The sequence below is a fragment of the Streptomyces sp. LUP47B genome (genome assembly GCF_001746295.1).
Taxonomy (GTDB): Bacteria; Actinomycetota; Actinomycetes; order Streptomycetales; family Streptomycetaceae; genus Streptomyces.
Window position 1 is genome coordinate 26,037 of record NZ_MJAH01000034.1, and the last position, 20,746, is coordinate 46,782.

General features: G+C 70.2%; 25 protein-coding genes, 1 tRNA gene and 1 pseudogene. 12 read left to right on the forward strand and 15 right to left on the reverse strand.

What is annotated here, in order from left to right; genetic code table 11:
- The first annotated feature begins 64 nt into the window (after positions 1-64).
- Entirely contained in the window at positions 65-268 is a 204-nt protein-coding gene (locus BFN33_RS47890) for a hypothetical protein (RefSeq protein ID WP_069766518.1), read from the forward strand.
- 588 nt (positions 269-856) lie between these two features.
- On the opposite strand, the gene BFN33_RS47895 is transcribed toward BFN33_RS47890, so the two are convergent.
- The 8 genes from BFN33_RS47895 to BFN33_RS51135 all read right to left on the reverse strand — a co-directional run bounded on the left by BFN33_RS47895 (position 857) and on the right by BFN33_RS51135 (position 5,307).
- Complete coding sequence (locus BFN33_RS47895) at positions 857-1,750, reverse strand: RNA polymerase sigma factor SigF (protein ID WP_069766519.1); 894 nt, start codon at positions 1,748-1,750, stop codon at positions 857-859.
- A 313-nt stretch (positions 1,751-2,063) separates the two neighbouring features.
- Positions 2,064-2,921: an RNA polymerase sigma factor SigF gene (locus BFN33_RS47900; RefSeq protein ID WP_069766520.1), complete on the reverse strand. Its 858-nt coding sequence runs from the start codon at positions 2,919-2,921 to the stop codon at positions 2,064-2,066.
- 143 nt (positions 2,922-3,064) lie between these two features.
- Entirely contained in the window at positions 3,065-3,358 is a 294-nt protein-coding gene (locus BFN33_RS47905) for a Dabb family protein (RefSeq protein ID WP_069766521.1), read from the reverse strand.
- An 18-nt stretch (positions 3,359-3,376) separates the two neighbouring features.
- The gene (locus BFN33_RS53575; RefSeq protein ID WP_088245552.1) at positions 3,377-3,553 is read right to left on the reverse strand and encodes a hypothetical protein; all 177 of its coding nucleotides are present in this window, start codon (positions 3,551-3,553) and stop codon (positions 3,377-3,379) included.
- A 106-nt stretch (positions 3,554-3,659) separates the two neighbouring features.
- Positions 3,660-3,744: transfer RNA gene (locus BFN33_RS47910), tRNA-Ser, on the reverse strand.
- Positions 3,745-3,789: 45 nt separating this feature from the next.
- Complete coding sequence (gene tadA / locus BFN33_RS47915; protein WP_069766522.1) at positions 3,790-4,215, reverse strand: tRNA adenosine(34) deaminase TadA; 426 nt, start codon at positions 4,213-4,215, stop codon at positions 3,790-3,792.
- Between the two features lie 47 nt (positions 4,216-4,262).
- The gene (locus BFN33_RS47920; protein WP_069766523.1) at positions 4,263-4,802 is read right to left on the reverse strand and encodes a hypothetical protein; all 540 of its coding nucleotides are present in this window, start codon (positions 4,800-4,802) and stop codon (positions 4,263-4,265) included.
- Between the two features lie 322 nt (positions 4,803-5,124).
- Positions 5,125-5,307 (reverse strand): hypothetical protein, encoded by a 183-nt coding sequence (locus BFN33_RS51135; protein ID WP_079141430.1) that lies wholly within the window; start codon positions 5,305-5,307, stop codon positions 5,125-5,127.
- 96 nt (positions 5,308-5,403) lie between these two features.
- Between BFN33_RS51135 and upp the strand changes: the two genes are divergently transcribed.
- Positions 5,404-6,039: a uracil phosphoribosyltransferase gene (upp, locus tag BFN33_RS47925; protein WP_057609479.1), complete on the forward strand. Its 636-nt coding sequence runs from the start codon at positions 5,404-5,406 to the stop codon at positions 6,037-6,039.
- 497 nt (positions 6,040-6,536) lie between these two features.
- On the opposite strand, the gene BFN33_RS47930 is transcribed toward upp, so the two are convergent.
- Positions 6,537-7,178 (reverse strand): LytR C-terminal domain-containing protein, encoded by a 642-nt coding sequence (locus tag BFN33_RS47930; RefSeq protein WP_256123090.1) that lies wholly within the window; start codon positions 7,176-7,178, stop codon positions 6,537-6,539.
- Positions 7,179-7,278: 100 nt separating this feature from the next.
- A complete protein-coding gene (locus tag BFN33_RS47935; protein WP_003999914.1) occupies positions 7,279-7,575 on the reverse strand; it encodes a type II toxin-antitoxin system VapB family antitoxin in 297 nt (98 codons plus the stop codon).
- Between the two features lie 222 nt (positions 7,576-7,797).
- Here BFN33_RS47935 and BFN33_RS55775 point away from each other — a divergent pair.
- Positions 7,798-7,983 (forward strand): annotated as a pseudogene (locus BFN33_RS55775) (ATP-binding protein); the annotation flags it as partial.
- 190 nt (positions 7,984-8,173) lie between these two features.
- On the opposite strand, the gene BFN33_RS47940 reads toward BFN33_RS55775, so the two are convergent.
- From BFN33_RS47940 to BFN33_RS47950, 3 genes are all read right to left on the reverse strand, one after another.
- Complete coding sequence (locus BFN33_RS47940; protein WP_069766524.1) at positions 8,174-8,491, reverse strand: hypothetical protein; 318 nt, start codon at positions 8,489-8,491, stop codon at positions 8,174-8,176.
- A gap of 245 nt (positions 8,492-8,736) precedes the next feature.
- Positions 8,737-9,324 (reverse strand): HhH-GPD-type base excision DNA repair protein, encoded by a 588-nt coding sequence (locus tag BFN33_RS47945; protein WP_069766525.1) that lies wholly within the window; start codon positions 9,322-9,324, stop codon positions 8,737-8,739.
- A gap of 33 nt (positions 9,325-9,357) precedes the next feature.
- Complete coding sequence (locus BFN33_RS47950) at positions 9,358-10,095, reverse strand: siderophore-interacting protein (RefSeq protein WP_069766526.1); 738 nt, start codon at positions 10,093-10,095, stop codon at positions 9,358-9,360.
- A 79-nt stretch (positions 10,096-10,174) separates the two neighbouring features.
- Between BFN33_RS47950 and BFN33_RS47955 the strand changes: the two genes are divergently transcribed.
- The 5 genes from BFN33_RS47955 to BFN33_RS47975 all read left to right on the forward strand — a co-directional run bounded on the left by BFN33_RS47955 (position 10,175) and on the right by BFN33_RS47975 (position 16,015).
- The gene (locus BFN33_RS47955) at positions 10,175-12,280 is read left to right on the forward strand and encodes a penicillin acylase family protein (RefSeq protein WP_069766527.1); all 2,106 of its coding nucleotides are present in this window, start codon (positions 10,175-10,177) and stop codon (positions 12,278-12,280) included.
- A 23-nt stretch (positions 12,281-12,303) separates the two neighbouring features.
- Complete coding sequence (locus BFN33_RS47960) at positions 12,304-12,915, forward strand: GNAT family N-acetyltransferase (RefSeq protein WP_069766528.1); 612 nt, start codon at positions 12,304-12,306, stop codon at positions 12,913-12,915.
- Positions 12,905-13,372, forward strand: a complete 468-nt coding sequence (locus BFN33_RS47965) for a cupin domain-containing protein (RefSeq protein WP_069766529.1) — start codon at positions 12,905-12,907, stop codon at positions 13,370-13,372. Before BFN33_RS47960 ends, BFN33_RS47965 begins: the two co-directional genes overlap by 11 nt.
- Positions 13,369-14,121 (forward strand): SDR family NAD(P)-dependent oxidoreductase, encoded by a 753-nt coding sequence (locus tag BFN33_RS47970; protein ID WP_069766530.1) that lies wholly within the window; start codon positions 13,369-13,371, stop codon positions 14,119-14,121. The genes BFN33_RS47965 and BFN33_RS47970 overlap by 4 nt, the downstream gene beginning before the upstream one ends.
- Before the next feature lie 124 nt (positions 14,122-14,245).
- Positions 14,246-16,015 (forward strand): copper resistance protein CopC, encoded by a 1,770-nt coding sequence (locus tag BFN33_RS47975; RefSeq protein WP_069766531.1) that lies wholly within the window; start codon positions 14,246-14,248, stop codon positions 16,013-16,015.
- On the opposite strand, the gene BFN33_RS47980 is transcribed toward BFN33_RS47975, so the two are convergent.
- A complete protein-coding gene (locus tag BFN33_RS47980; RefSeq protein ID WP_069766532.1) occupies positions 15,981-16,823 on the reverse strand; it encodes a DUF72 domain-containing protein in 843 nt (280 codons plus the stop codon). The two genes, BFN33_RS47975 and BFN33_RS47980, sit on opposite strands and share 35 nt — an antisense overlap.
- Positions 16,824-16,853: 30 nt before the next feature.
- Here BFN33_RS47980 and BFN33_RS47985 point away from each other — a divergent pair, with 30 nt between their 5' ends.
- The 4 genes from BFN33_RS47985 to BFN33_RS52910 all read left to right on the forward strand — a co-directional run bounded on the left by BFN33_RS47985 (position 16,854) and on the right by BFN33_RS52910 (position 19,158).
- Positions 16,854-17,633, forward strand: coding sequence for an SDR family NAD(P)-dependent oxidoreductase (locus BFN33_RS47985; RefSeq protein ID WP_069766533.1), 780 nt, complete (start codon positions 16,854-16,856; stop codon positions 17,631-17,633).
- Positions 17,634-17,900: 267 nt separating this feature from the next.
- Positions 17,901-18,146, forward strand: coding sequence for a hypothetical protein (locus BFN33_RS47990; RefSeq protein WP_069766534.1), 246 nt, complete (start codon positions 17,901-17,903; stop codon positions 18,144-18,146).
- On the forward strand, positions 18,094-18,906 hold the full coding sequence (locus tag BFN33_RS55165; RefSeq protein WP_256123091.1) for a DUF2637 domain-containing protein: 813 nt from the start codon (positions 18,094-18,096) through the stop codon (positions 18,904-18,906). The genes BFN33_RS47990 and BFN33_RS55165 overlap by 53 nt, the downstream gene beginning before the upstream one ends.
- A 72-nt stretch (positions 18,907-18,978) precedes the next feature.
- The gene (locus tag BFN33_RS52910) at positions 18,979-19,158 is read left to right on the forward strand and encodes a hypothetical protein (protein WP_141758083.1); all 180 of its coding nucleotides are present in this window, start codon (positions 18,979-18,981) and stop codon (positions 19,156-19,158) included.
- 922 nt (positions 19,159-20,080) lie between these two features.
- On the opposite strand, the gene BFN33_RS48000 is transcribed toward BFN33_RS52910, so the two are convergent.
- On the reverse strand, positions 20,081-20,530 hold the full coding sequence (locus tag BFN33_RS48000; RefSeq protein WP_141758084.1) for a hypothetical protein: 450 nt from the start codon (positions 20,528-20,530) through the stop codon (positions 20,081-20,083).
- Positions 20,531-20,746: the final 216 nt, after the last annotated feature.

A 20,746-nucleotide genomic window follows, 5' to 3' on the forward strand; every position in this document is an offset into this window, starting at 1 on the left:
GTCGTACTACGCCCTTGTGCCCCGCACTTGGGCCCGGCTCCCGGATTCGCTAGGGTCTCTGGGCATGGCTGAGAACCAGGTCCCCCAGGGCAACCACGACCCCGCCGGCAGCACCCAGATGTTCCGCGCGTTCGTCGACGAGGGCCCGCAGGGCCGCCGCCAGCAGACCGCTCCCGCGTCATCGGGCGGCCCGCGTGTCGGGCTCATCCTCGGCGTGGTGGTCGCAGTGGCGATCGTCGCGGCGGTGGCGTGGCTGGCGCTGAAGTAACGGGGCGGGTGCCTGTGCCTGCGGCGGGCTGTGCGGGTTCGGTGGGGGCGGGCGTTTTTTGCGCAGTTCCCCGCGCCCCTGATGCCTGCGGCGGCCCGTTTCGGCTTCGGTGGGGGCGGGTGTAGCGCGTGGGGTTCGGTGGGTGGGTCGGGGCCGGGGTGGGGGGTGTCCGTCCTCGGTCCGGCGGTTGCTGTTGCTTCGGCTGTGCTCGGTAACGGACGCCGGCCGCTGCGGGCGGGCACCCCCCACCCCGTCCCCTGCGCGCCGTACGCGGCCAACGGCCCGTCGTGGCGCACGGTGCGGCCAGCGGTCCGTAGGGATGCCGGAGCAGGCGGACGGTCCGTCGCGGCGCGCAGGGGGCGAATGGTCCTGGTGGTGCGCGAGGTGGTCGACGGTCCGTCCTGGCGCGGGTGACTTCACCCACCTAGGGGCGCGGGGAACTGCGCGACCAGCCCCCACCGGGCCGCAGCCGCCCGACAACCGAACTCGGCACCCCCGTAGGCGCCCCGCCCAAGCCCAGCGCAGCTGACCGCAGTCGTCCTACGGCCTGGCCGGGCGCCCCCTCTCGGGTGCGCCCGGGTCGGGCGGTCAGTCTGAGATGAGGCCCTCGCGCAGCTGCGCCAGCGTGCGGGTCAGCAGACGGGAGACGTGCATCTGGGAGATGCCGACCTCCTCGCCGATCTGTGACTGCGTCATGTTGGCGAAGAAGCGCAGCATGATGATCTGCCGCTCCCGGGGCGGGAGCTTGGCCAGCAGCGGCTTCAGGGACTCCCGGTACTCGACGCCCTCCAGGGCCGTGTCCTCGTAGCCGAGGCGGTCCGCGAGGGAGCCCTCGCCGCCGTCGTCCTCGGGGGCCGGGGAGTCCAGCGAGGAGGCGGTGTAGGCGTTGCCGACCGCGAGGCCGTCGACGACGTCCTCCTCGGACACGCCCAGCACGGTGGCGAGTTCGGCCACCGTCGGAGAGCGGTCCAGCTTCTGGGAGAGCTCGTCGCTGGCCTTGGTGAGGGCCAGCCGCAGCTCCTGGAGGCGGCGCGGGACGCGCACCGACCACGAGGTGTCGCGGAAGAACCGCTTGATCTCGCCGACGACGGTCGGCATCGCGAAGGTCGGGAACTCCACACCGCGTTCGCAGTCGAAGCGGTCGATCGCCTTGATCAGGCCGATGGTGCCGACCTGGACGATGTCCTCCATCGGCTCGTTGCGCGAGCGGAAGCGGGCCGCCGCGTAGCGCACCAGTGGGAGGTTGAGTTCGATGAGGGTGTCCCGGACGTAGGCGCGCTCCGGGCTGTTCTCGTCGAGTGCGGCGAGCCGCAGGAAGAGGGAGCGGGACAGGGTGCGGGTGTCGATGGCTCCGGACACCGTCGGGGGAGTCGGGAGGACCGGGGCCGGTGCGGCCTCGACGGCCGTGATGACGTCGAGCACTGGCTCGGCCTCGCTCTTCGTGAGCGTAAGCACCTTCGAGCTGCCCTGATCTGCGGACATGCCACCCCCTTTGGGTCGCGGGACGGTCGTGGCGAACGCCCCGGGTGGAACGTCAGCCTTCACCTGAATACCGGTGCCGAAGCCTCGGCAAACGCGCTTCCCGCAGAATGTCACATGTCGGCAACACGCTGTAGTGACATGTCGACATGTGAGACCCGAATACGCCCTGGATAAAGGGGGTCTGACGGTTTTTCGGCGCAGAAGGGTTGGGAACGGCGCTGGTGAGCGATTCGCTCGTGCCGGTTACGCCTCGATACTGCTTGCGAACTGGGGTGTTCCGGAACGTGCGACCGTGCGCCCCTTATGCATCGGCCTAAGCGTCGATCCGATTGGCGGATCGCAGCCGCTGGAAGCTACGCGCGAGTAGCCTCGAAACGTGCATCTGCGAGACGCCGAGTTCCGCGCTGATTTGTGACTGGGTGAGATTGCTGTAGTAGCGCAGCAGCAGGATTCGCTGTTCCCGTTCCGGGAGTTGCACCAGGAGATGACGGACCAGGTCGCGGTGCTCCACGCCGTCCAGCGCCGGGTCCTCGTAGCCGAGCCGGTCGAGCAGGCCCGGCAGCCCGTCGCCCTCCTGGGCCGCCTCGAGCGAGGTGGCGTGGTACGACCGTCCGGCCTCGATGCAGGACAGCACCTCGTCCTCGGTGATGCGCAGCCGCTCGGCGATCTCGGCGGTCGACGGGGTCCGTCCGAAGGCGGTCGTCAGGTCCTCCGTCGCGCCGTTGACCTGCACCCACAGCTCGTGCAGCCGGCGCGGGACGTGGACCGTACGGACGTTGTCGCGGAAGTACCGCTTGATCTCGCCGACGACGGTCGGCATCGCGAAGGTCGGGAACTGCACGCCCCGGTCCGGGTCGAAGCGGTCGATCGCGTTGATGAGCCCGATGGTGCCGACCTGGATCACGTCCTCCATCGGCTCGTTGCGGGAGCGGAAGCGGGCGGCCGCGTAACGCACGAGCGGGAGGTTGGCCTCGATGAGCGCCGCCCGCACCCGGCTGTGCTCCGGCGTGCCCGGCTGAAGCCCTTTCAACTGACCGAAGAGCACCTGGGTGAGCGCCCGGGTGTCGGCGCCGCGGCTGCGTGGAGCGGCCTCCTGGGGGGCCTCCTGGGGAGGCGCGGTACTGGCCGACACGGTCAACGCCACCTCTTCGTTGATCAACCCATCCGTCAAAAGCGGTCATAGCATCACAAGACATGTGCACTGTGTGCAAGCACCGCATACGTTGGGTTACGCCGTGTTGAGGGGCAAGTTGGGGTGGACGACACAGAAAAGCCCCCCGCCGTTCCCGGTGGGAGGCTTCGGAGCGCTCGGGCTCAGTACGCGTAGTCCGCGATCACCCAGGTGGCGAACTCCTTCCACAGCGCCACACCCGCCTGGTGCTCCGGGTGCTCGACGTACGTCCGCAGCGCGGTCGCGTCCTCGAAGCCGGAGTTGATGGCGAAGTCGTAGGCGATGGGCCGGTCGCTGAGGTTCCAGCCCAGCTCCCAGAAGCGGATCTCGGGGATCTTGCCGTCCAGTGCGCGGAAGGCCTCGACTCCCGCCACCACGCGGGGGTCGTCGCGCTCGACGCCCTCGTCGAGCTTGAAGAGGACGAGGTGGCGGATCATGGGCGCTCCTTGGGTGTGTCAGTGCGCCCCGTCGGCCAGCCAGGTGAAGAAGTCGCCGACGGCCTTGGCGGCGTCCGATATGCCCTCGAACCCTATCTGCACGTAGCCGGCGGCCGTTTCCGGGTCCGTGATGATCACGTACAGGATGAAGACCACGAGCACATAGACGGCGATCTTCTTTCCGTTCACCGCCACCGCGGCCTCCCCCGCTCCTGATGTTTCTGTTGCTTCTGCGGCGCGAGTGTAACCGGGTGATCAGAACGCACGAAGGGCCCCGTCTCTCGACGGGGCCCTTCTCAAGCGGTAGCGGAGGGATTTGAACCCTCGGTGACTTGCGCCACACTCGCTTTCGAGGCGAGCTCCTTCGGCCGCTCGGACACGCTACCGAGGGAGACCTTACAGCAAGGTGGGGCGTGCTTTGAAATCGGAATTCAGCGCTCGCGGAAGAACTCCGTGAGGAGCCCGGCGCACTCCTCAGCGAGGACACCTTCGACGACTTCGGGCCGGTGGTTGAGGCGCCGGTCGCGGACGACGTCCCACAGGGAACCGGCCGCGCCCGCCTTTTCGTCCCGGGCGCCGTAGACCACCCGGTCCACCCGGGACTGGACGATCGCGCCCGCGCACATCGTGCAGGGCTCCAGCGTGACGACGAGCGTGCAGCCGGTCAGCCGCCACTCGCCGAGCTCCACTGCCGCCCTCCTGATCGCGAGGACCTCCGCGTGCGCGGTCGGATCGCCGCCGGCCTCGCGTTCGTTGTGGCCGGCCGCGAGCACGGTCGTACCGTCCGGGGACAGTACGACGGCGCCCACCGGCACGTCCGGGCCCGCCTTGCCGGCCTCCTCCAGGGCGAGCCGCATCGCGGCCCGCCAGCGGTCACGTACCGGATCTGCCGCGGGGGTTCCGGTCAGCGGACGGTCTCCAGAACCTCCGAGGCGCCCAGGGATTCGGCGATCTCGGTGACGGCGTCCTCCGACAGGGACTTCAGCTGTTTCTCGCTGACCCCCAGGTCGTCGAGGACCTGGGCGTCGCCGACCGGGCCGTGCGGCACGATCTCTCCGGAGACGCCCGCCTCGGCGGCGGGGGTGTCGTCGTCGTCCTCGTCCTCACCGTCCTCGGTGCCGTCGAGGTCGAGGGCGTCGAGGTCCGGGTCGTCGTCGCCGGGCTCCTTTCCGAGCAGTTCGTCGGTGAGCAGGATCTCGCCGTACGAGCTGCGGGCAGCGGCGGCGGCGTCCGAGACGTAGATGCGAGGATCCTCCTCGCCGTCGATGCGGACGACGCCGAACCAAGCGTCCTCCTGCTCGATCAGTACGAGCACCGTGTCGTCCTCGGCCGCGGCTTCCCGGGCGAGGTCGGCCAGATCCGACAGGGTCTCCACATCGTCGAGCTCTGTGTCGCTCGCTTCCCACCCGTCTTCGGTGCGCGCGAGCAGTGCGGCGAAGTACACCGTGACTCTCCCACTGGTCATAGGCGTGCCGGTTGGGGGTCCCCCCGGCGGAGGTTGTGGGCGGGTAGAGCTCGGCTCCGAGTCCCGCCCACTCGGAATCGTGGCAGAAACAAGGCGTTCAGGGGACGTCTTCGGCACCCTGTGTCCGGTGGTTTTGATCGCACGTGCGTCGGCACGTCGGTGAAGGACTCACCAGCGCACTCGTCGCCGCCACGAGCGGGATCGTACGCGGCTTTCCCAAGAGCCCGTGCACGGCCACCTGTTCAGCGCACCGTGGGTGCGCCGCCGGTGCGCCGACGGGCTCGGGGCGCGCGTATCTTCGTTACCAGCGGAAGGTCCGCATACGCATCGCGTGTCGCAGCCGGGCCACCTTCGCTCGGCGTGGCTGCACCCGGTCACGCAGTTCTCTGGCCTCCGCGAGATCGCGCAGGAACTGCGCGCGACGGCGCCGGCGCGCGGCGTCGGTCTCCTGTGACGACGGTTCATGCTCAGGCAGGTCAGGCATCGGTTCACCACCCCAGTCCGTCCCTCCCACTTTCCCCCGGTCGGACGGTTTGACGCCAGCGCGAGGGGTGCGGTCGACCCGGCTACTGTTGTGGCCATGCGTCTCCACGTCGTCGACCACCCTCTGGTCGCACACAAACTCACCGCGTTGCGCGACCAGCGCACCGACTCCGCGACCTTCCGTCGTCTCGCCGACGAGCTGGTCACCCTGCTCGCGTACGAGGCCACGCGCGACGTGCGGACCGAGGCGGTCGACATCCGGACACCGGTCGCCCCCACGACCGGTGTGAAGCTGTCGTATCCGCGCCCGCTGGTGGTGCCGATCCTCCGTGCCGGGCTCGGCATGCTGGACGGCATGGTGCGTCTGCTGCCGACCGCCGAGGTGGGTTTCCTCGGCATGATCCGCAACGAGGAGACGCTGCAGGCCACCACGTACGCCGCGCGTATGCCGGAGGACCTCTCCGGGCGGCAGGTCTACGTCCTCGACCCGATGCTCGCGACCGGTGGCACTCTGGTCGCGGCGATCCGTGAGCTGATCAAGCGCGGCGCGGACGATGTGACGGCGGTGGTTCTGCTGGCCGCCCCGGAGGGCGTGGAGATCATGGAGCGCGAGCTGGCGGGGACTCCGGTCACGGTGGTGACGGCCGCGGTCGACGACCATCTCAACGAGCATGGCTACATCGTCCCGGGCCTTGGGGACGCGGGGGATCGGCTGTACGGGGCGGCGGAGTAGCGGCGCTGGCTGCGGGTGCGTGGGGGTGGGCGTTTTGCGCAGTTCCCCGCGCCCCTGGGTGCCTGCGGCGGCCTGTTTCGGTCCGGTGGGGGCCTTTGTAGCGCGTGAGGGTGTGCTGTGGGTCGGGGCCGGGGTGGGGGGTGTCCGTCCTCGGTCCGGCGATTCGGCTGCTTCAACAGTGCTCGGTGACGGACGCCGGCCGCTGCGGGCGGACACCCCCCACCCCGTCCCCTTCTCGCCGTACGCGGCGAACGGTCCGTCGTGGCGCGCCGTGGGGCGAATGGTCCGTCGTGGCGCGCCGTGGGGCGAATGGTCCGTCGTGGCGCGCCGTGGGGCGAATGGTCCGTCGTGGCGCGCCGTGCGGTGAACGGTCCGTCGTGGCGGGGGTGACTGCAACTCCTTAGGGGCGCGGGGAACTGCGCGACCAGCCCCCACCGGGCCGCAGCCGCCCGACAACCGAACCCGGCACCCCCGTAAGCGCCCAGCCCTACGACACCTCAGCAGCTCTTCTTCGATGCCGTAGGCGTCGGGTGGGGGGCGCTCAGCGCGGTCAGTGCCTTGTCTGCGGCCGCCTTGCTGGTGAGGCTCTTGAAGCCCGTCCCGATGATCAGGTCGACCTCGGCGCCCTTGCGGGTGTCCGTGCGGGTCTCGGCGGCGGCCAGCTGCGTCGCGAGGACCGGTAGTGAGGTCTTGAGGGCGGACGACGGACCGAGCACAATCCCCGTGCCCTTGACCTTCTTGTCGTAGGTCGCCGTCGCGTTGCCCACGTCGCCGATCTTGAAGCCCCGCTTCTTGAGCTCGTCCGCCGTCTTCTTGGCGAGCCCACCGCGAGCCGTGGCGTTCAGGACGTTGACGGTGATCTGGCCCGGTTTGGGGAAAGCGGCCGGGGAGGGGGAGGGGGACGCGCCGGCCTTCTTCGTGCAGTCCCCTTTGGAACCGACCGCGGAGGCTTCGTCCCCACCGCCCGTGAACACGTCGATGAGCTGGAGTGTGCCCCAGCCGACCAGGCTCAGCGCGGCGACGGAGGCCACCACGCCGAACACGAGCCTGCCACGCCGCCGGGGCCGACGCATCCGGGGGTACTTGTCGCCCGTGATCCGGTACTTACCGCCCATGCCGGGGGGCGTCAGCATGCTCATGGGCGCAGCGTAGTGCCGCCCGGGCTGCGATGCCTACTAGATGATCATTGGCCACGGCGCAGGTGAACCCGAAAGGGCCAAACCTTTACAGCGCGGTCACTCAGTCCAGCTCGAGAACACGCGCGTGCAGCACCTGTCGCTGCTGGAGCGCAGCTCGCACCGCGCGGTGCAGTCCGTCCTCCAGGTACAGGTCGCCCTGCCATTTCACGACGTGCGCGAACAGGTCGCCGTAGAACGTGGAGTCCTCGGCGAGCAGGGTTTCCAGGTCGAGCTGGCCCTTGGTCGTCACCAGCTGATCGAGGCGGACCGGGCGCGGTGCGACGTCCGCCCACTGCCGGGTGCTTTCCCGGCCGTGGTCGGGGTACGGCCGGCCGTTTCCGATGCGCTTGAAGATCACACGGAAAGCCTACCGGCCAAGACCTTCCGGGCGCAGCCATGGCGACCGAGTGTGACGCTGGAAAAAAGCCGCGAAAGTGAACATAGCGGGAGCAGGGGTTTGGTATGAGCGAGCGAAAGGACCCGCCGGAGGGCGTCACGGGGGCCGTGGCGGGAACCACCGACCGGTCCATGCCGGAGGCACAGTCCGGCTCCGCCGCTCTGCCCGGGGAGGCCCTGGCTCAGCTCGCGTGGCGCCAAGGGCCCGGACGAGATGAAGGCCGCGCCCACGTCCCGGAAGAAGGGCCCCTCCGTCGTCGAGCAGGTTGTCGGCAGTGGCATGTTCAAGTCGCTCGCGCGGTCGCCGGGCACGCGGATCGGGCGGGAGATCACCCGCTCGCTCTTCGGTAGGGCCCGGAGGAGGCGGTAGTCCCGCCTCCTCCCGAGGATCAGCCGCGCTTCTCCTCTCTCAACGGAGGCTTCTTCTTCGTGCTCTGCGGTTTCGGCGCACTGCGTGCGGCCTCCGCGCGCAGCAGGGCGCGCAGGATCGCGTACGGGTCGTTGGGCATGACGGTGTTCCTTGCGTGAGTGCTGAGCAGGCCTGCGGTGAGCGGGCTCTGTCAGCAGCGCAGGACCACGGAACGCAGGGCGCGCAGCACGTACGGCGGCCGCGGCGACGCCGGGACGGGGTGGTCCACCGGCACTCCGGGAGCCGGCTCCGGTCGCGGAGCGGGGCGCAGAGGTACGGCCGCACGGTGGACGGCCCGGGCCGGTGGCCGCAGGGGGGTGTCGAGGACGTCGTACTCGACGAGCTCCCCGGCCGGAACGGGCGGCATCGCCTGCGCCTGGAAATGCGCCCCGGGAACCAGCAGCGCGAGCAGCAGCACGAGCGTGCGCAGCCAGTCACGGCTGCCCGGGGCACGTCGTACGGAACTCACACAGGTCGTCTCCCCGCCCGGCGCACGTGATTCATCACTTCGGCCGCCCGATTCACCCGGTCGCAGCAGCGGGCGCGTGCGGTGGTGCGGTGGGGGCGTGGCGGATGTCGGAGGTGGCGCCCGTGCGTTGCCGGACGGCCGTGTGCATCGTGACTTCGGCTGCGGGGTTCACCCGGTCGCGGGAGGACGCATGCCGGTGGTGCGGTGGTGGCTGGGCGGGGCTCGTCCGGGGCTGTGGGTGCCGGCTAGGGCTTCTTGGCCGCCTTCGCCGCCGCCTTCATCTCCTGTTTGTGGGCGCGGACCTTGGTCAGGGAATCGGGGCCGGTGATGTCGGCGACGGACCGGAAGGACTTCGGCTCGCCGTACGCGCCCGCGGCCTCGCGCCAGCCCTTCGGCTGAACGCCGAGCTGCTTGCCCAGCAACGCCAGGAAGATCTGCGCCTTCTGCTTACCGAACCCCGGCAGCTCCTCCAGGCGGCGGAGCAGCTCGCGGCCGTCGGCCACGCCCTTCCACACCAGCTCGGCCCGACCGTCGTAGTGCTCGACCAGGTACTGGCACAACTGCTGGATCCGCTTGGCCATCGAGCCGGGGTAGCGGTGCACGGCCGGCTTCTCGGAGAGCAGCGCGGCGAAGGCCTCCGGTTCCTGCGCGGCGATCTCGTGCGCGTCGAGGTCGTTCGCGCCGAGGCGGTCCGCGATGGTGCGGGGGCCCTTGAACGCCCACTCCATCGGGACCTGCTGGTCCAGCAGCATCCCGACCAGCGCGGCGAGCGGCGAGCGGCCGAGGAGTTCGTCGGCCTCGGGGTCCTGGGCGAGGTGAAGGGTGACGTCCATGTCCCCGATCATGCCTGTGCCGAGGGTTCGCCTCTACCGGGAGCCGGTGGACTGCTCCCTCCAGTAGCCGAGCGCGTTCACCCGTTCCTTGGCCACGCCGAGCTCCTTGCGGACGTACGACGACAGCGCCCTGGTCGTCGCCGTGTCGCAGGCGATCCACACATACGCGTCCGGGTGGCTCGTCAGCAGACCGGGCAGATCCGCTTTCACCTGGGCCACCAGATGCGCGCCGGAGTCGAGGCGGAGGACCCGGCGGACCTCGTGGCGGGACGGGTCGGTGCGGAAGGGGAGGTCGTCGTCGCCGCCCTCGAACCAGACGGTCGCGGGGGAGGAGTCCAGGGCGCCGAGGAGGGAGTTGAGGGCGGGCAGGGAGGCCGGGTCGCCGATGGCGAAGACATGGGTGGGCTCGGGGTCGGGGCGCTCGAAGCCGGTTCCGTGGACGGTGGCCTCGACGGTGTCGCCGGGCTTCGCCGTCCGGGCCCAGTCGCTGGCCACGCCGTCGTGCAGCGCGAACTCCAGGGTGAAGGTGCCCGCCCCGGGGTCCGGGTCGACCAGCGTGTACGCGCGCTGGTGCGGTTTGCCCGCGGCGGAGAACCACAGGCGCACCCACATCGTCGGGTGGACGCCGGTGACCGCCAGCATCCCGCCGTCGGTGAGGTGCACCCGCCGGTACGCCCCGGTGACGTCCTCGGCGCCGGTCACGGTGAACACGAAGTCCTTCGCGCGCAGCAGTCGCAGGACCGCTCCCTCCCAGCCGTGCCCCTGCCCCATGACCTTTTCACCCCTCGCGTACGATTCCCCCACCGGGGAAACTTAGGTAAGCCTAACTTAAACGGAAGCGGGTTCGAGGGTGAGTATCGAGATCTACCGCGACGCCTGGGGGATTCCCCATCTCCGCGCGGGCAGCGCGCGTGAACTCGCCCGCGCCCAGGGCCTGGTCACCGCCCGCGACCGTGCCTGGCAGCTCGAGGTCGAACGGCATCGCGCGCAGGGCACCTCGGCCGCCTTCCTCGGTGCCGGATCCCTGTCCTGGGACACCTTCGCAAGACGGGCCCGCCTCGACGACACGGCGAGACGCTGCTTCGGGGCGCTGGAGAGACGGGACCCGGAGACGGCCGACTGGGTGCGGGCGTACGTCGACGGCGTGAACGAGGAGCTGCCGGGCACGCGGGCCCCGGAGTTCGCCCGCGTCGGCCTCGCCCCCGGACGCTGGGAGCCCTGGACCCCGCTCGGCGTCTGGCTCGCCACCCACATCCTGTTCGCCGGCTTCCCGGCCAAGCTCTGGCGGGACGAGGCGCTACGGCACCTGGGCCCGGACGCGGTCGGCCTGTTCGCCGCCGACGGCCCGGGCACCTCCGGCAGCAACGGCTGGCTGGTCGCCGGCACCCGCACCACCACCGGCCATGCCGTCCTCGCCGGCGACCCGCACCGCTACATCGAGGAACCCGGCGTCTACCAGCAGATCCGGCTCGCCTGCCCCGAGTTCGACGTCCTCGGCCTCGCCGTCCCCGGCGTCCCCGGCATCGCCCACTTCGGACACACCGGCACGGTCGCCTGGTCCATCACCAACGCCATGGCCGACTACCAGGACCTGTACCGGGAGCGACTGCGCCGCACGGGCGCCGGGGTGGAGGCCCTCGGCCCGGACGGCGTCTGGCACCGCGCCGGCCGGCACACCGAGACGGTCGAGACGGCGGGCGAGACCCCGGTCGAGATCGAGGTGATCGAGACCGGTCGGGGGCCGGTGATCGCGGGGGGTCCGGAAGGGCTGGACGGAGGGGTCTCGGAGGAGGAACGGCCGGGTTCTCCGGGCACGCCCGTGGCCCTCTCCCTCCGCTATCCGCCCCGGGTCACCGAGGACCTCGGCTTCAGCGCCCTGCTCCCTCTCCTCCGGGCCCGCCGCACCGCCGACGTGGACCGGGCGTTCGACCTGTGGGCCGAGCCCGTGAACGTCGTCCAGGCCGCCGACACCGAGGGCGGGCTGCTGCACCGGGTCGCCGGCTGGGTCCCCGTGCGCGCGGAGGCCAACCGGCTGCACACCGTCCCCGCCTGGGAGCCCGGCCACGACTGGCAGGGCCGGCACGACCCTGCCCGCGCCGGTCTCACCGACGGCATCGCCGTGATGGCCAACCAGCGCGGCCCGGCCGCCCCGCTCGGCGTGGAGTTCGCCCCGCCCCACCGGGCCGACCGCATCACCGCCCTGCTGCGGGACAAGGAGCGGTGGTCGGCCGCCGACATGCCCCGGATCCACACGGACACCCATCTCGCCTCGGCACAGCCCCTGTTGGATCACATCGAGGCCCTGGACGGACTGAGCCCCGAGGCCGTGACCATGAGGCAAACGATCCTTCACTGGGATCGCCGCATGGTCGCGAGCAGCCGGGAGGCCGCCCTCTACGCCGCCGTCCGCAGCGCGGTCGTACGACGGCTCGCCGCCCACCCCGCTTTCGCGGCCCTGACCGCCCCGCCCGCCTACCCGGACGTCCTCCTCCCCTGGCTCGGCCTCGTCCCCCGTGTCGCCTTCGCGCTCGAACACCTCCTGCGCGCCGAGGAGCTGTACGGCATCGACCGCGCCGGGATCGTACGGGCCGCCGTGGAGGAAGTGGCCGCCGAGCCGCCGCGGGGCACCTGGGGCGACACCCATCGCCTCGCCCCCTGGCGGGCGCTCTCCGAGAGCGACGGGGACGCCCCGGCCCTCTCCGGTGACCACGACTGCGTCCTGTGCACGTCCGCGGTCCCAGGACTCACCGACCTCGCCGCCCGCGGCCCCGCCGCCCGTTACGTCTGGGACCTCGCCCGCCGCGAGGACAGTCTCTGGGTGGTCCCGCTGGGCGCCTCCGGCCTGCCCGGCTCACCCCATCACCGCGACCAACTCCCCCTGTGGCTCAGGGGAGATCTCGTCCCGGTCGGCAGCGACTGGCAGCACCTGACCAAGGAAGACCGAGGAGACCTGTGAGCTCTGTGAGACCTGTGGGACCGATGTCCGAGACCCCCACGCGTGAAGCGTTCCACACCCAGACAGTTGACGGCTTCGGCACCGTCCGCGTCCTGCGGCTCGACCCGCACGCCGACGCCGCGACCGTCCACGCCTGGGTGCGTGAGGAACGGGCCGCGTTCTGGGGCATGAACGGCCTCACCAGGGAGCAAGTGGCAGAGATCTACGCCCACGTGGACACCCTCGACACCCATCACGCCTATCTGCTGGAGAAGGACGGCGAACCGGCCGGACTCCTGCAGACCTACGAGCCCGAGGCGGACCGCGTCAGCGAGTGCTACCCCGTGGAACCCGGTGACATCGGCATCCACCTGCTGCTCCCGCCCCCCGGCCCGCAGGGCACGCACCCCGGCTGGTCGTCGGCGCTGCTGTCCGCCGTGGCCTCGTACGTGCTGCTGGGTCTGGACAAGCGGCGGGTCGTGGTCGACCCCGACGTGCGCAACGAGAAGGCCATCGCCCGTTTCCTCAAGCAGGGTTTCGTGGCCGGTGCCGCGGTCGTGCTGCCGGAGATCGACCTGCCGGACGTGTACCTGCCCGAGAAGCATGCCCAACTGGCGTTCCTGACAAGGGAGGTAGCCTTCCCGGGTGACGCCTGACGACCTCGTCGCCCACTACAACCTGATACCGATCCCCCGCGAGGGCGGACTGTTCCGGCAGACCTGGGCGGGCGAGGAGCGTGGCGACGGCAGGCCGCAGGGCACGGCGATCGTCGCCCTCCTCACCGCCGACGACTACTCCGCCCTGCACCGCCTGCCCAGCGACGAGATCTGGCACCACTATCTCGGCGACCCGCTGGACCTCCTGTTCCTCGCCCCGGACGGCACGGCGACGACCCCCGTCCTGGGCCCGGACATACGCGCCGGCCAGCACCCCCAGCTGACCGTGCCCGCGGGCACCTGGATGGGGGCCAGGACCCGCGGCGCGTGGACCTTCTTCGGCTGCACCATGGCGCCCGGCTTCACCTACGAGGACTACGAGCACGGGGACGCGGCCGAACTGACGGCGCGTTTCCCGTCCCAGGCCGCGCGCATCGCCGGACTGTGCCGCCCATGAGACTCCTGGACGGGCAGGTCGCCCTGGTCACGGGCGCGAGCGGCGGCATCGGGCGGGGGATCGCGCTGCGGTTCGCCGAGGAGGGCGCGGCGGTCGCGCTCCAGTGCCGTACGGCGGTGGCGGCGGCCCGTGAAGTCGCGTCCCGGATCGAGGACTCGGGCGCCCGGGCCGTCGTACTGGAAGCGGATCTGCGGGACGAGGACGCGTGCCGGCGGCTGGTCCGGGAGGCCGTCGCATGGGGTGGCGGACTGACCGCACTGGTCAACAACGCCGGTGTGCAGCCCACTCAGCCCCTGGCCGGGATGACGGCGGCGGACTGGCGGGCGGTCGTGGAGACCAACCTCACCAGTGTCTTCGCGTGCACGCAGGCGGCGGCCGAGGTCATGGGGCCGGGCGGCTGCGTGACCCACATCGCGTCCATCGAGGCGCGTCACCCCGCGCCCGAGCACTCCCACTACTCCGCCTCCAAGGCCGCGATCGTGATGCACGCGCGGTCGGCGGCCCTGGAGTACGGACCGCGGGGCATCCGCGTGAACACGGTCTCCCCCGGGCTGATCGACCGGGCGGGGCTGGCGGAGGCCTGGCCGGAGGGGGTGCAGCGGTGGGTGCGGAAAGCGCCTCTGGGGCGGCTCGGGCGGCCCGAGGACGTGGCCGACGCGTGCGTGTTCCTGGCCTCACCGCTGGCGTCCTGGGTCACCGGGCACGACCTGGTGGTGGACGGCGGGGTCTCCGCCCGGCCGACGTGGTGAGCGCTCGCGGCCTCGCGTGCGTACCTATCGGGAAGACCTCGAGCCCCAGGTACGGAGTAGTGACGTGAGGTGTGAGCGTGCAGGCAGCAGCACAGGCCGACGAAGGCGAGGACTTCAAGGGCTGGTGCTGCTGGGCACCGTGCTGGTCCTGCTCCTCTTCGGCGGTGCGGGAGCGGCGTCGGCCCACGCGGCCCTCAAGGCCACCGACCCCGAGGACGGAACCGTCCTCAAGTCCGCCCCCCGCGACATCACCCTGACCTTCACCGAGTCCGTCGGCCTGCTCGACGACTCCTTCCGGGTGCTCGACCCCGACGGCAAGCGCCTGAAGGTCACCGACGCCGGACACGGGGCGGGCGGCTCGGACACGGCCAGTGTCTCGCTGCCCGGCAAGCTCGCCCAGGGCACCTACACGGTGGCCTGGCGGGTCGTCTCGGCCGACAGCCACCCGGTCTCCGGCGCCTTCACCTTCTCGGTCGGCAAACCCTCCCCGGCCACCGTGGTCGTGGACACCGGCCCGACCGAGAACCCGGCCACCGAGAGCCTCTTCAACATGGGCCGCTATCTGGCCTACCTCGCCGTGGCCCTGCTCGTCGGCACGGCCGTCTTCCTCCTGGCCTGCCGCCCCCCGGAGCCGTCCCGGCTGCGCCGGCTCCTGTGGGCCGGCTGGGGCACCCTGCTCGGCTCGACCGTGTTCCTGCTGGTGCTGCGCGCACCCTACGAGTCGGGGGCGGGCCCGGCCTCCGCCTTCTCGCTGAAGGCCTTCGAACGCACCCTGACCACCCGCCCGGGCGAGGCGCTCCTGGTCCGTCTGGCGCTGCTGCTCGTCGGGTACTTCTTCGTCGTACGACTGCTGCGGCTCGGGGAGTCGAGGCTCCCCCGCGTGTGGCAGGCGGCGGGCGGCGCGCTCGCCGTGGGTCTCGCGCTGACCTGGGCGTCCGCCGAGCACGCGTCCGCCGGGATCCAGGTGCCGGTGGCGATGACGTCCGCGGTGCTGCACGTCCTCGCGATGGCCGTCTGGCTGGGCGGCCTCGCGGCCCTGCTCACCACGCTGTACCGGGCGTCGTCGCAGATCCCGGCCGCCGTGGTCGCCCGTTTCTCCCGGCTGGCCTTCGTCTCCGTGACCGTCCTCGTCGCCACCGGCGTCTACCAGTCCTGGCGCGGCCTCGGCTCCTGGGGCGCGGTCACCGGCACGACGTACGGCCATCTGCTCGTCTTCAAGCTGCTCGCGGTGACGGGGCTGCTGGCGGCGGCGAGGCTGTCGCGGCAGTGGACGGGACGGCTCATGACGGTCGGGGCGCAGGTCGAGTCGGAGTCCGTCGTACGGGAGCGGGTGCCGGAGCCGGTGGGGGGACCGCCGGCCGCCTCCGACGCGGAGCGGGAGCCCGCCGCACCGGGGGGAGACTCCCCGGCGTACCGGCGTGGCCTGCGCCGTTCCGTCCTCGCCGAAGTGGCCGTCGGTGTCGTGGTCCTGGTGCTCAGCACCGTGCTGAGCGGCACGCTGCCCGGCCGGGCGCAAGCGGAGGCGGCCGAGGCGGGACCGGCCACCGGCGGACTGCCCGCCGCGTCCCTGACCGAGGTCCCCTTCGCCGTGGGGGGCGCCACGGGCAGGGTGCAGGTCACCCTCGACCCGGGCCGCACCGGCGACAACTCGGTCCAGGCCATCGTCTACGCGGCCGACGGAGGCCTCGCCACGGTCCCCGAACTCCACCTGTCCTTCACCCTCCCGGCCAAGCAGATCGGCCCGATCGACGCCGAACTGAAGGACAAGGGCGGCTACTGGGGAACCAACGACCTCACCCTGCCCCTCGCGGGCGACTGGCGGATGAAGGCGACGATCAGGGTCTCCGACATCGACCAGGTCAGCGTGACGAAGACGGTGCGGATCGTGCGCTGAGCAGGCCGGCCATGGTCTCGGCGGCCTGTACGGCGGCTGCTCCGCAGCAGTTGTTGAACAGGACGTGGACCTCGTCCACCTGCTCGGCCAGGGCGTGCAACCGCGGTAACCACTCGGTGAGTTCGGCGCGCCGGTAGTCGTACCGGAAACGCTCCTCCTTGCTGCCGCGCCCCCAGGAGGCACTGCGTCCGTGGAAGCGCACGACGGACAGCCGGGGCGCGGTCACGGGGGTGACCGGCGGCATTGAGGTGGTCAGCTCCTGGCTCATGTCCACGGCCACGGCGGCGAAGCCGTACGTGCGCAATAGCGCGCAGGTGAGGTCCCGCTGCCCCTCCCCCCACCAGGACGGATGCCGGAACTCCACATGGACGGGCCAGCCGGCGGTCCGCGCCGCGGTCTCCTCCAGGAACCGCTCCGCCCGCGCCCCGGGCCGGAACCACGGCGGGAACTGGAACAGCACCCCACCGAGCCGCCCGGCCTCCCGCAACGGCTCGATCCCGGCGGCGAACCGCGCCCACACCTCGTCAGGAGCCATGTCCGCGAGGGCGGCCTGCTTCACCGGATGCCCCGTCAGCGGCGCGTACGCCTTCACGTCGAACACGAACCCCGCGGGCGTGCGCTCCACCCACAGACGGCTGTTGCGCTCGCTGGGCAGGGCGTAGAACGTGCCGTCCACCTCCACCACCGGGAACCGCTCGGTGTAGTACCGCAACCGCCCCTCGGCGTCCTGCCTGCCGGGCGGGTACCAACCGCTGCGGACGAGCGCGGGATCGGTCCAGGAGCAGGTGCCGACGAGGATGCTGGTCATGGGGAGTGGGTACCGACTTAGGGTTCGGCCATGACTTCCCGGGCGTACCTCTCCGAACTGTTCTCGCTGGACGGCCGCGTGGCGCTGGTGACCGGCGGGAGTTCGGGCATCGGCAGAGCGATCGCGGGGGCGTTGGCGCGGGCGGGGGCTCGGGTGGTGGTCCTTGCCCGCGGCGAGGCCGAACTGATCGCCACGACCGCGGAGTTGACGTCCGACGGCTGCCGGGCGGCCTGGGTGAGCGGCGACTTGAGCACGAGGGAGGGTGTGCGTGCGGCGGCGGAGACGGCCGCCGGTGTGTTCGGTGAGCCGGACATCCTGGTGAACTGCGCTGGGATCAACCTGCGTCCACCGATGACCGAGCTCACCGACGACGTGTGGGACACCACCCTGGCGGTCAACCTGGAGGCCCCCTACCTCCTGGGCCAGCGCTTCGGTCCCGGCATGGCCGAGCGCGGCTTCGGCCGGATCATCCACATCACCTCCCAGCAGGCCCACCGCGCCTTCGTCCAGAGCGGCGCCTACGGCGTCTCCAAGGGCGGCCTGGAGTCCCTGGCCCGCTCCCAGGCCGAGGCCTGGTCACCGCACGGCGTCACCTGCAACACCCTCGTCCCCGGCTTCGTGCTGACCCCCCTCAACGCCCGCCTCGCCACCGACCCGGAGAAGGTCGCGTCCCTGGCCGCCCGCACCATGACCGGCCGCAACGGCCTCCCCGAGGACTTCGCGGGCGCCGCGGTCTTCCTGGCGAGCGGGGCGGCGGGCTATGTCACGGGTCAGTCGATCTTTGTGGACGGGGGGTTGTCGGTGCACTGATCAGTGGGCGAGTTACTCATCCAGTTACACCGGTGGCGAATCCTATTTACTCCTGAAGTGGAGTCGAGAAGAATAATTAATCGACCAATAGGGTGCGGAGTTGGATGTGTAGCATAAATGATTGAGAACCCGTTCCTCAGGTTTTCTGCCTCGTAAGCTCACTCTTTTGCCGCACGCCCTGAGGCAGGGGAGTCGCGTTATCAAGCCATGACGACATCAAGGACCCATGACCTGCCTCGGCGCACCACGAGGACGGATAATATTTCTGTGGTCCGCGATCTGACAGTGGGGAAGTACACTTTCCAGCCTGGTGCGGAGTACGCGGCGCTGACGGCGCAGGGCGCGGTGGCCGGGGACGACGTGCGGTTCGAGCGTCAGGTCACCGAGCCACTGCTTCGCGAGTTCCTCGCCCTGCTGGAGGAAGTCCAGGACGACCTCAATTCGCGATGGAACGGTCAGGATGAATCCGGCCGCCGCGTACCGCACGACGGGTCGCATTTTCGTGAATCATGACTATGTCGATCCCGCCTTTGCGCAGCGTGAGTACTACTCCGACGCGTACTCGTACGGGCCGGGTACTGGCTGGAACGACGGACATGCCGACAGCGTCCACTCAGGTGTTCCCCTGACCGCACCCGCCGGAGGCTGGGACCCGGTCGAGGAACTGGCCTATCTCCTGCAGGAGGCCGGTCCGGCGGAGCAGCCGCCCAGGATCCCGCAACCTCGCAGCGAGCCCGCGTCCGGCGGCGCCTTCAGCGACCCGATGGAGAACCTGGCGCAGATCACCGCTCAACTGCCGCCCACTCGACGCTCCTCCGCCGGGCACCGGAAGCTCCACGTCCGCAAAGTCCGGCTCAAGTGGGCGCAGACCGGCAGCTTCTTCATCGTCGCGCTCGTCGCCGTCATCGTGGCGATGGTCAGCGTCTTCGGCGGCATGGTGGCCTACAGGCCTCTGCAGAAAATCACCTCCGGGACGGGAGGCACCATGTTCCCGTCGTGGCCACTTCTCGTGTACGGCCCCTGGATGGTGGCGTCTCTCTCCATTCTCCGGACTGCCCTGCACCAGCGCCGAGCCGTGCATTCGTGGTTCATCGTTCTGCTGTTCTCATCCGTCGCGATAATGCTGTGTGTGGCTCAGGCAGACAGAACTGTCACCGGTATCGCCGGAGCCTGCCTGCCGGCCCTCGCCTCCCTCGCCTGCTTCCAGCAACTCGTCCGGCAAATCACGCTGACTCTGCCACCACGACAGGGAACGCGGCGCCATCGCCGTTAGCAGCGTCGCCCTCGGCGCACGGATGCGCTTTCTCTCCTCGATGACCGGTGTCGAGTGGGCTCGCCTCGGGGCGTGCCGGTGGAACCGATTGATTCGACGCCGACGTCCACCGCCGGCGTCGGTCTGATGGGGCCGGCATTGAGTCGAGCTTTTTTCCGGCGCGACCTCGCCGCGACGAGTCCCGATCTGCTGCGCGCGACGGGCAAGACGTTCGCCGGCGTGGTCGCCACCGCCTACCTGCTGGGCGTCTGAACTCCTGAGCCCCCTTCGTCGGGGAGGGCGATGTGACGGACCAGACCCCTCCAAGCGTCCGGGGCCGCCGTGCCGCCGAGCGTGTGCGTCCAGACGGACAACGACGAAGGGCCCCACCTCGCGGTGGGGCCCTTCGACATCGTGCCCGGTGAGGCACTGGCGGAGGATACGAGATTCGAACTCGTGACGGTGTGAACCCAACACGCTTTCCAACTCTGCTGGTTCCTGTTCCTGGTAGTTCAGACCCGTTCAGATTCTGCGTGCCGCCTTCTGCTGACACGGCTTTGAACGAGCGCGAACGACCAAGGATGAGACTGCCGTTGAGACTGAGCGACAGCAGCAGGGACACCACCACAGCCGCGCCGGACGCCCGGGCGTGTGCTCCTTCGGCTTGCGTCACCTTCTTTGTTGGCTGCGCTGCTCGATGCGAACTACGGGCACGGGGGTCGCTGAGGTCCGCTGGGCTGGTCAGGAGGGCTGTGAAGGCCAACCACGATTGTTGCCGGCCAGAGTGGTTGCGGTAGTTCGTTGCTGTACGTCGTGCCCTGCATAGACGGCAGTCGTCAACCCAAGTACGTCCGCAAGTGCACTCACCACATCGGCGGCTAGGCGCCACGTGATCACGATGATTACCACCACCGTGATCACCCACGGTTTCAAGCCCGGGTTTGACAGTCCATGCAGGGGAAGCGCCACACTCATCTTGAACCTCCAAAGGGTTCGGTGCCCACCCTGTCGACTCGCCGGGAAGCCTGTACGACGGGGTGGGCCTTCTTGTGCGCTCGGTTGAGCGGTTCTACCACTATGCACACTCGAATCCTGCGGCGGGGTTGGTGTGGTGACACGACGCAACCTCAGGTCGGCGGAGCCGACCGCCCCAGCCACGGCGAGGCTCTCCCCAACCCCAAACCCTCACTTTCCGCTACTGGTCACTGGCAAGAACGTCGTAGATCGCTTCGTCCAAGTCCTTGCGAAGCGGTGCAATCAGTCCGTTCCACAGATCCTCGCGCTCCTGCCTCGATGCCAGATGTCCTAACGCAATATCGTGTCGCAGAAGTTCGCACTCGGTTGTCAGCGTCGAAGTGAGACCAGTGATGCTGTTAGGTCCCACCTCAGCGATCTCGTGACCGGTGTCGTGGACCCCGTAATACGCCTCACCCAGCCGCACCACGTCCACCTCGTCGGCCATGAGCGCTCGCCGAAACTCAGCAAGCGAGTGTTGAAACAGTCGGTAGGAGGTACGACGCGCCTCGGTCAGCCAACGGTGACGCTCGCGTTCAGACTGAACGCGTACAGCCTCCAACGCGCCCTGCTGCGTGAGTTGAGCCGCCTCCAGAGCCGCACGGTGACTGCTCTCTGCCTGCGTCAGCATGGCCCTCATCTGCCACCTGGCTATGAGCACGCTCACTGGGATCCCAGCAAGAGCAAGGAGGGCAGCGATGCCGGAGAGATTCATAGCAGTCCATGATGCTGCAACGTCTCCGGCGCCTGTTCGCCGTTGGGTGGCGCCCGTCGGCCACCGGGCGAGCGAGCGCAGCGAGCCTTGGTGACGTAGGGAGAGCCTGATCGACCAGGACGGTGACGGCTT

Bases quoted from the DNA above. Each gene is read 5' to 3' on its own strand.
- BFN33_RS51135 (WP_079141430.1), bottom strand. From the start codon at position 5,307: ATGCCTGACCTGCCTGAGCATGAACCGTCGTCACAGGAGACCGACGCC.
- tadA (WP_069766522.1), bottom strand. From the start codon at position 4,215: ATGCGGCTCGCCCTGGAGGAGGCCGGCAAGGCGGGCCCGGACGTGCCG.
- BFN33_RS47985 (WP_069766533.1), top strand. From the start codon at position 16,854: ATGACTTCCCGGGCGTACCTCTCCGAACTGTTCTCGCTGGACGGCCGC.
- BFN33_RS47960 (WP_069766528.1), top strand. From the start codon at position 12,304: ATGTCCGAGACCCCCACGCGTGAAGCGTTCCACACCCAGACAGTTGAC.
- BFN33_RS47950 (WP_069766526.1), bottom strand. From the start codon at position 10,095: ATGGGGCAGGGGCACGGCTGGGAGGGAGCGGTCCTGCGACTGCTGCGC.
- BFN33_RS55165 (WP_256123091.1), top strand. From the start codon at position 18,094: ATGAATCCGGCCGCCGCGTACCGCACGACGGGTCGCATTTTCGTGAAT.
- BFN33_RS48000 (WP_141758084.1), bottom strand. From the start codon at position 20,530: ATGCTGACGCAGGCAGAGAGCAGTCACCGTGCGGCTCTGGAGGCGGCT.
- BFN33_RS47890 (WP_069766518.1), top strand. From the start codon at position 65: ATGGCTGAGAACCAGGTCCCCCAGGGCAACCACGACCCCGCCGGCAGC.
- upp (WP_057609479.1), top strand. From the start codon at position 5,404: ATGCGTCTCCACGTCGTCGACCACCCTCTGGTCGCACACAAACTCACC.
- BFN33_RS47980 (WP_069766532.1), bottom strand. From the start codon at position 16,823: ATGACCAGCATCCTCGTCGGCACCTGCTCCTGGACCGATCCCGCGCTC.
- BFN33_RS47970 (WP_069766530.1), top strand. From the start codon at position 13,369: ATGAGACTCCTGGACGGGCAGGTCGCCCTGGTCACGGGCGCGAGCGGC.
- BFN33_RS47905 (WP_069766521.1), bottom strand. From the start codon at position 3,358: ATGATCCGCCACCTCGTCCTCTTCAAGCTCGACGAGGGCGTCGAGCGC.
- BFN33_RS47930 (WP_256123090.1), bottom strand. From the start codon at position 7,178: ATGAGCATGCTGACGCCCCCCGGCATGGGCGGTAAGTACCGGATCACG.
- BFN33_RS47945 (WP_069766525.1), bottom strand. From the start codon at position 9,324: ATGGACGTCACCCTTCACCTCGCCCAGGACCCCGAGGCCGACGAACTC.
- BFN33_RS47895 (WP_069766519.1), bottom strand. From the start codon at position 1,750: ATGTCCGCAGATCAGGGCAGCTCGAAGGTGCTTACGCTCACGAAGAGC.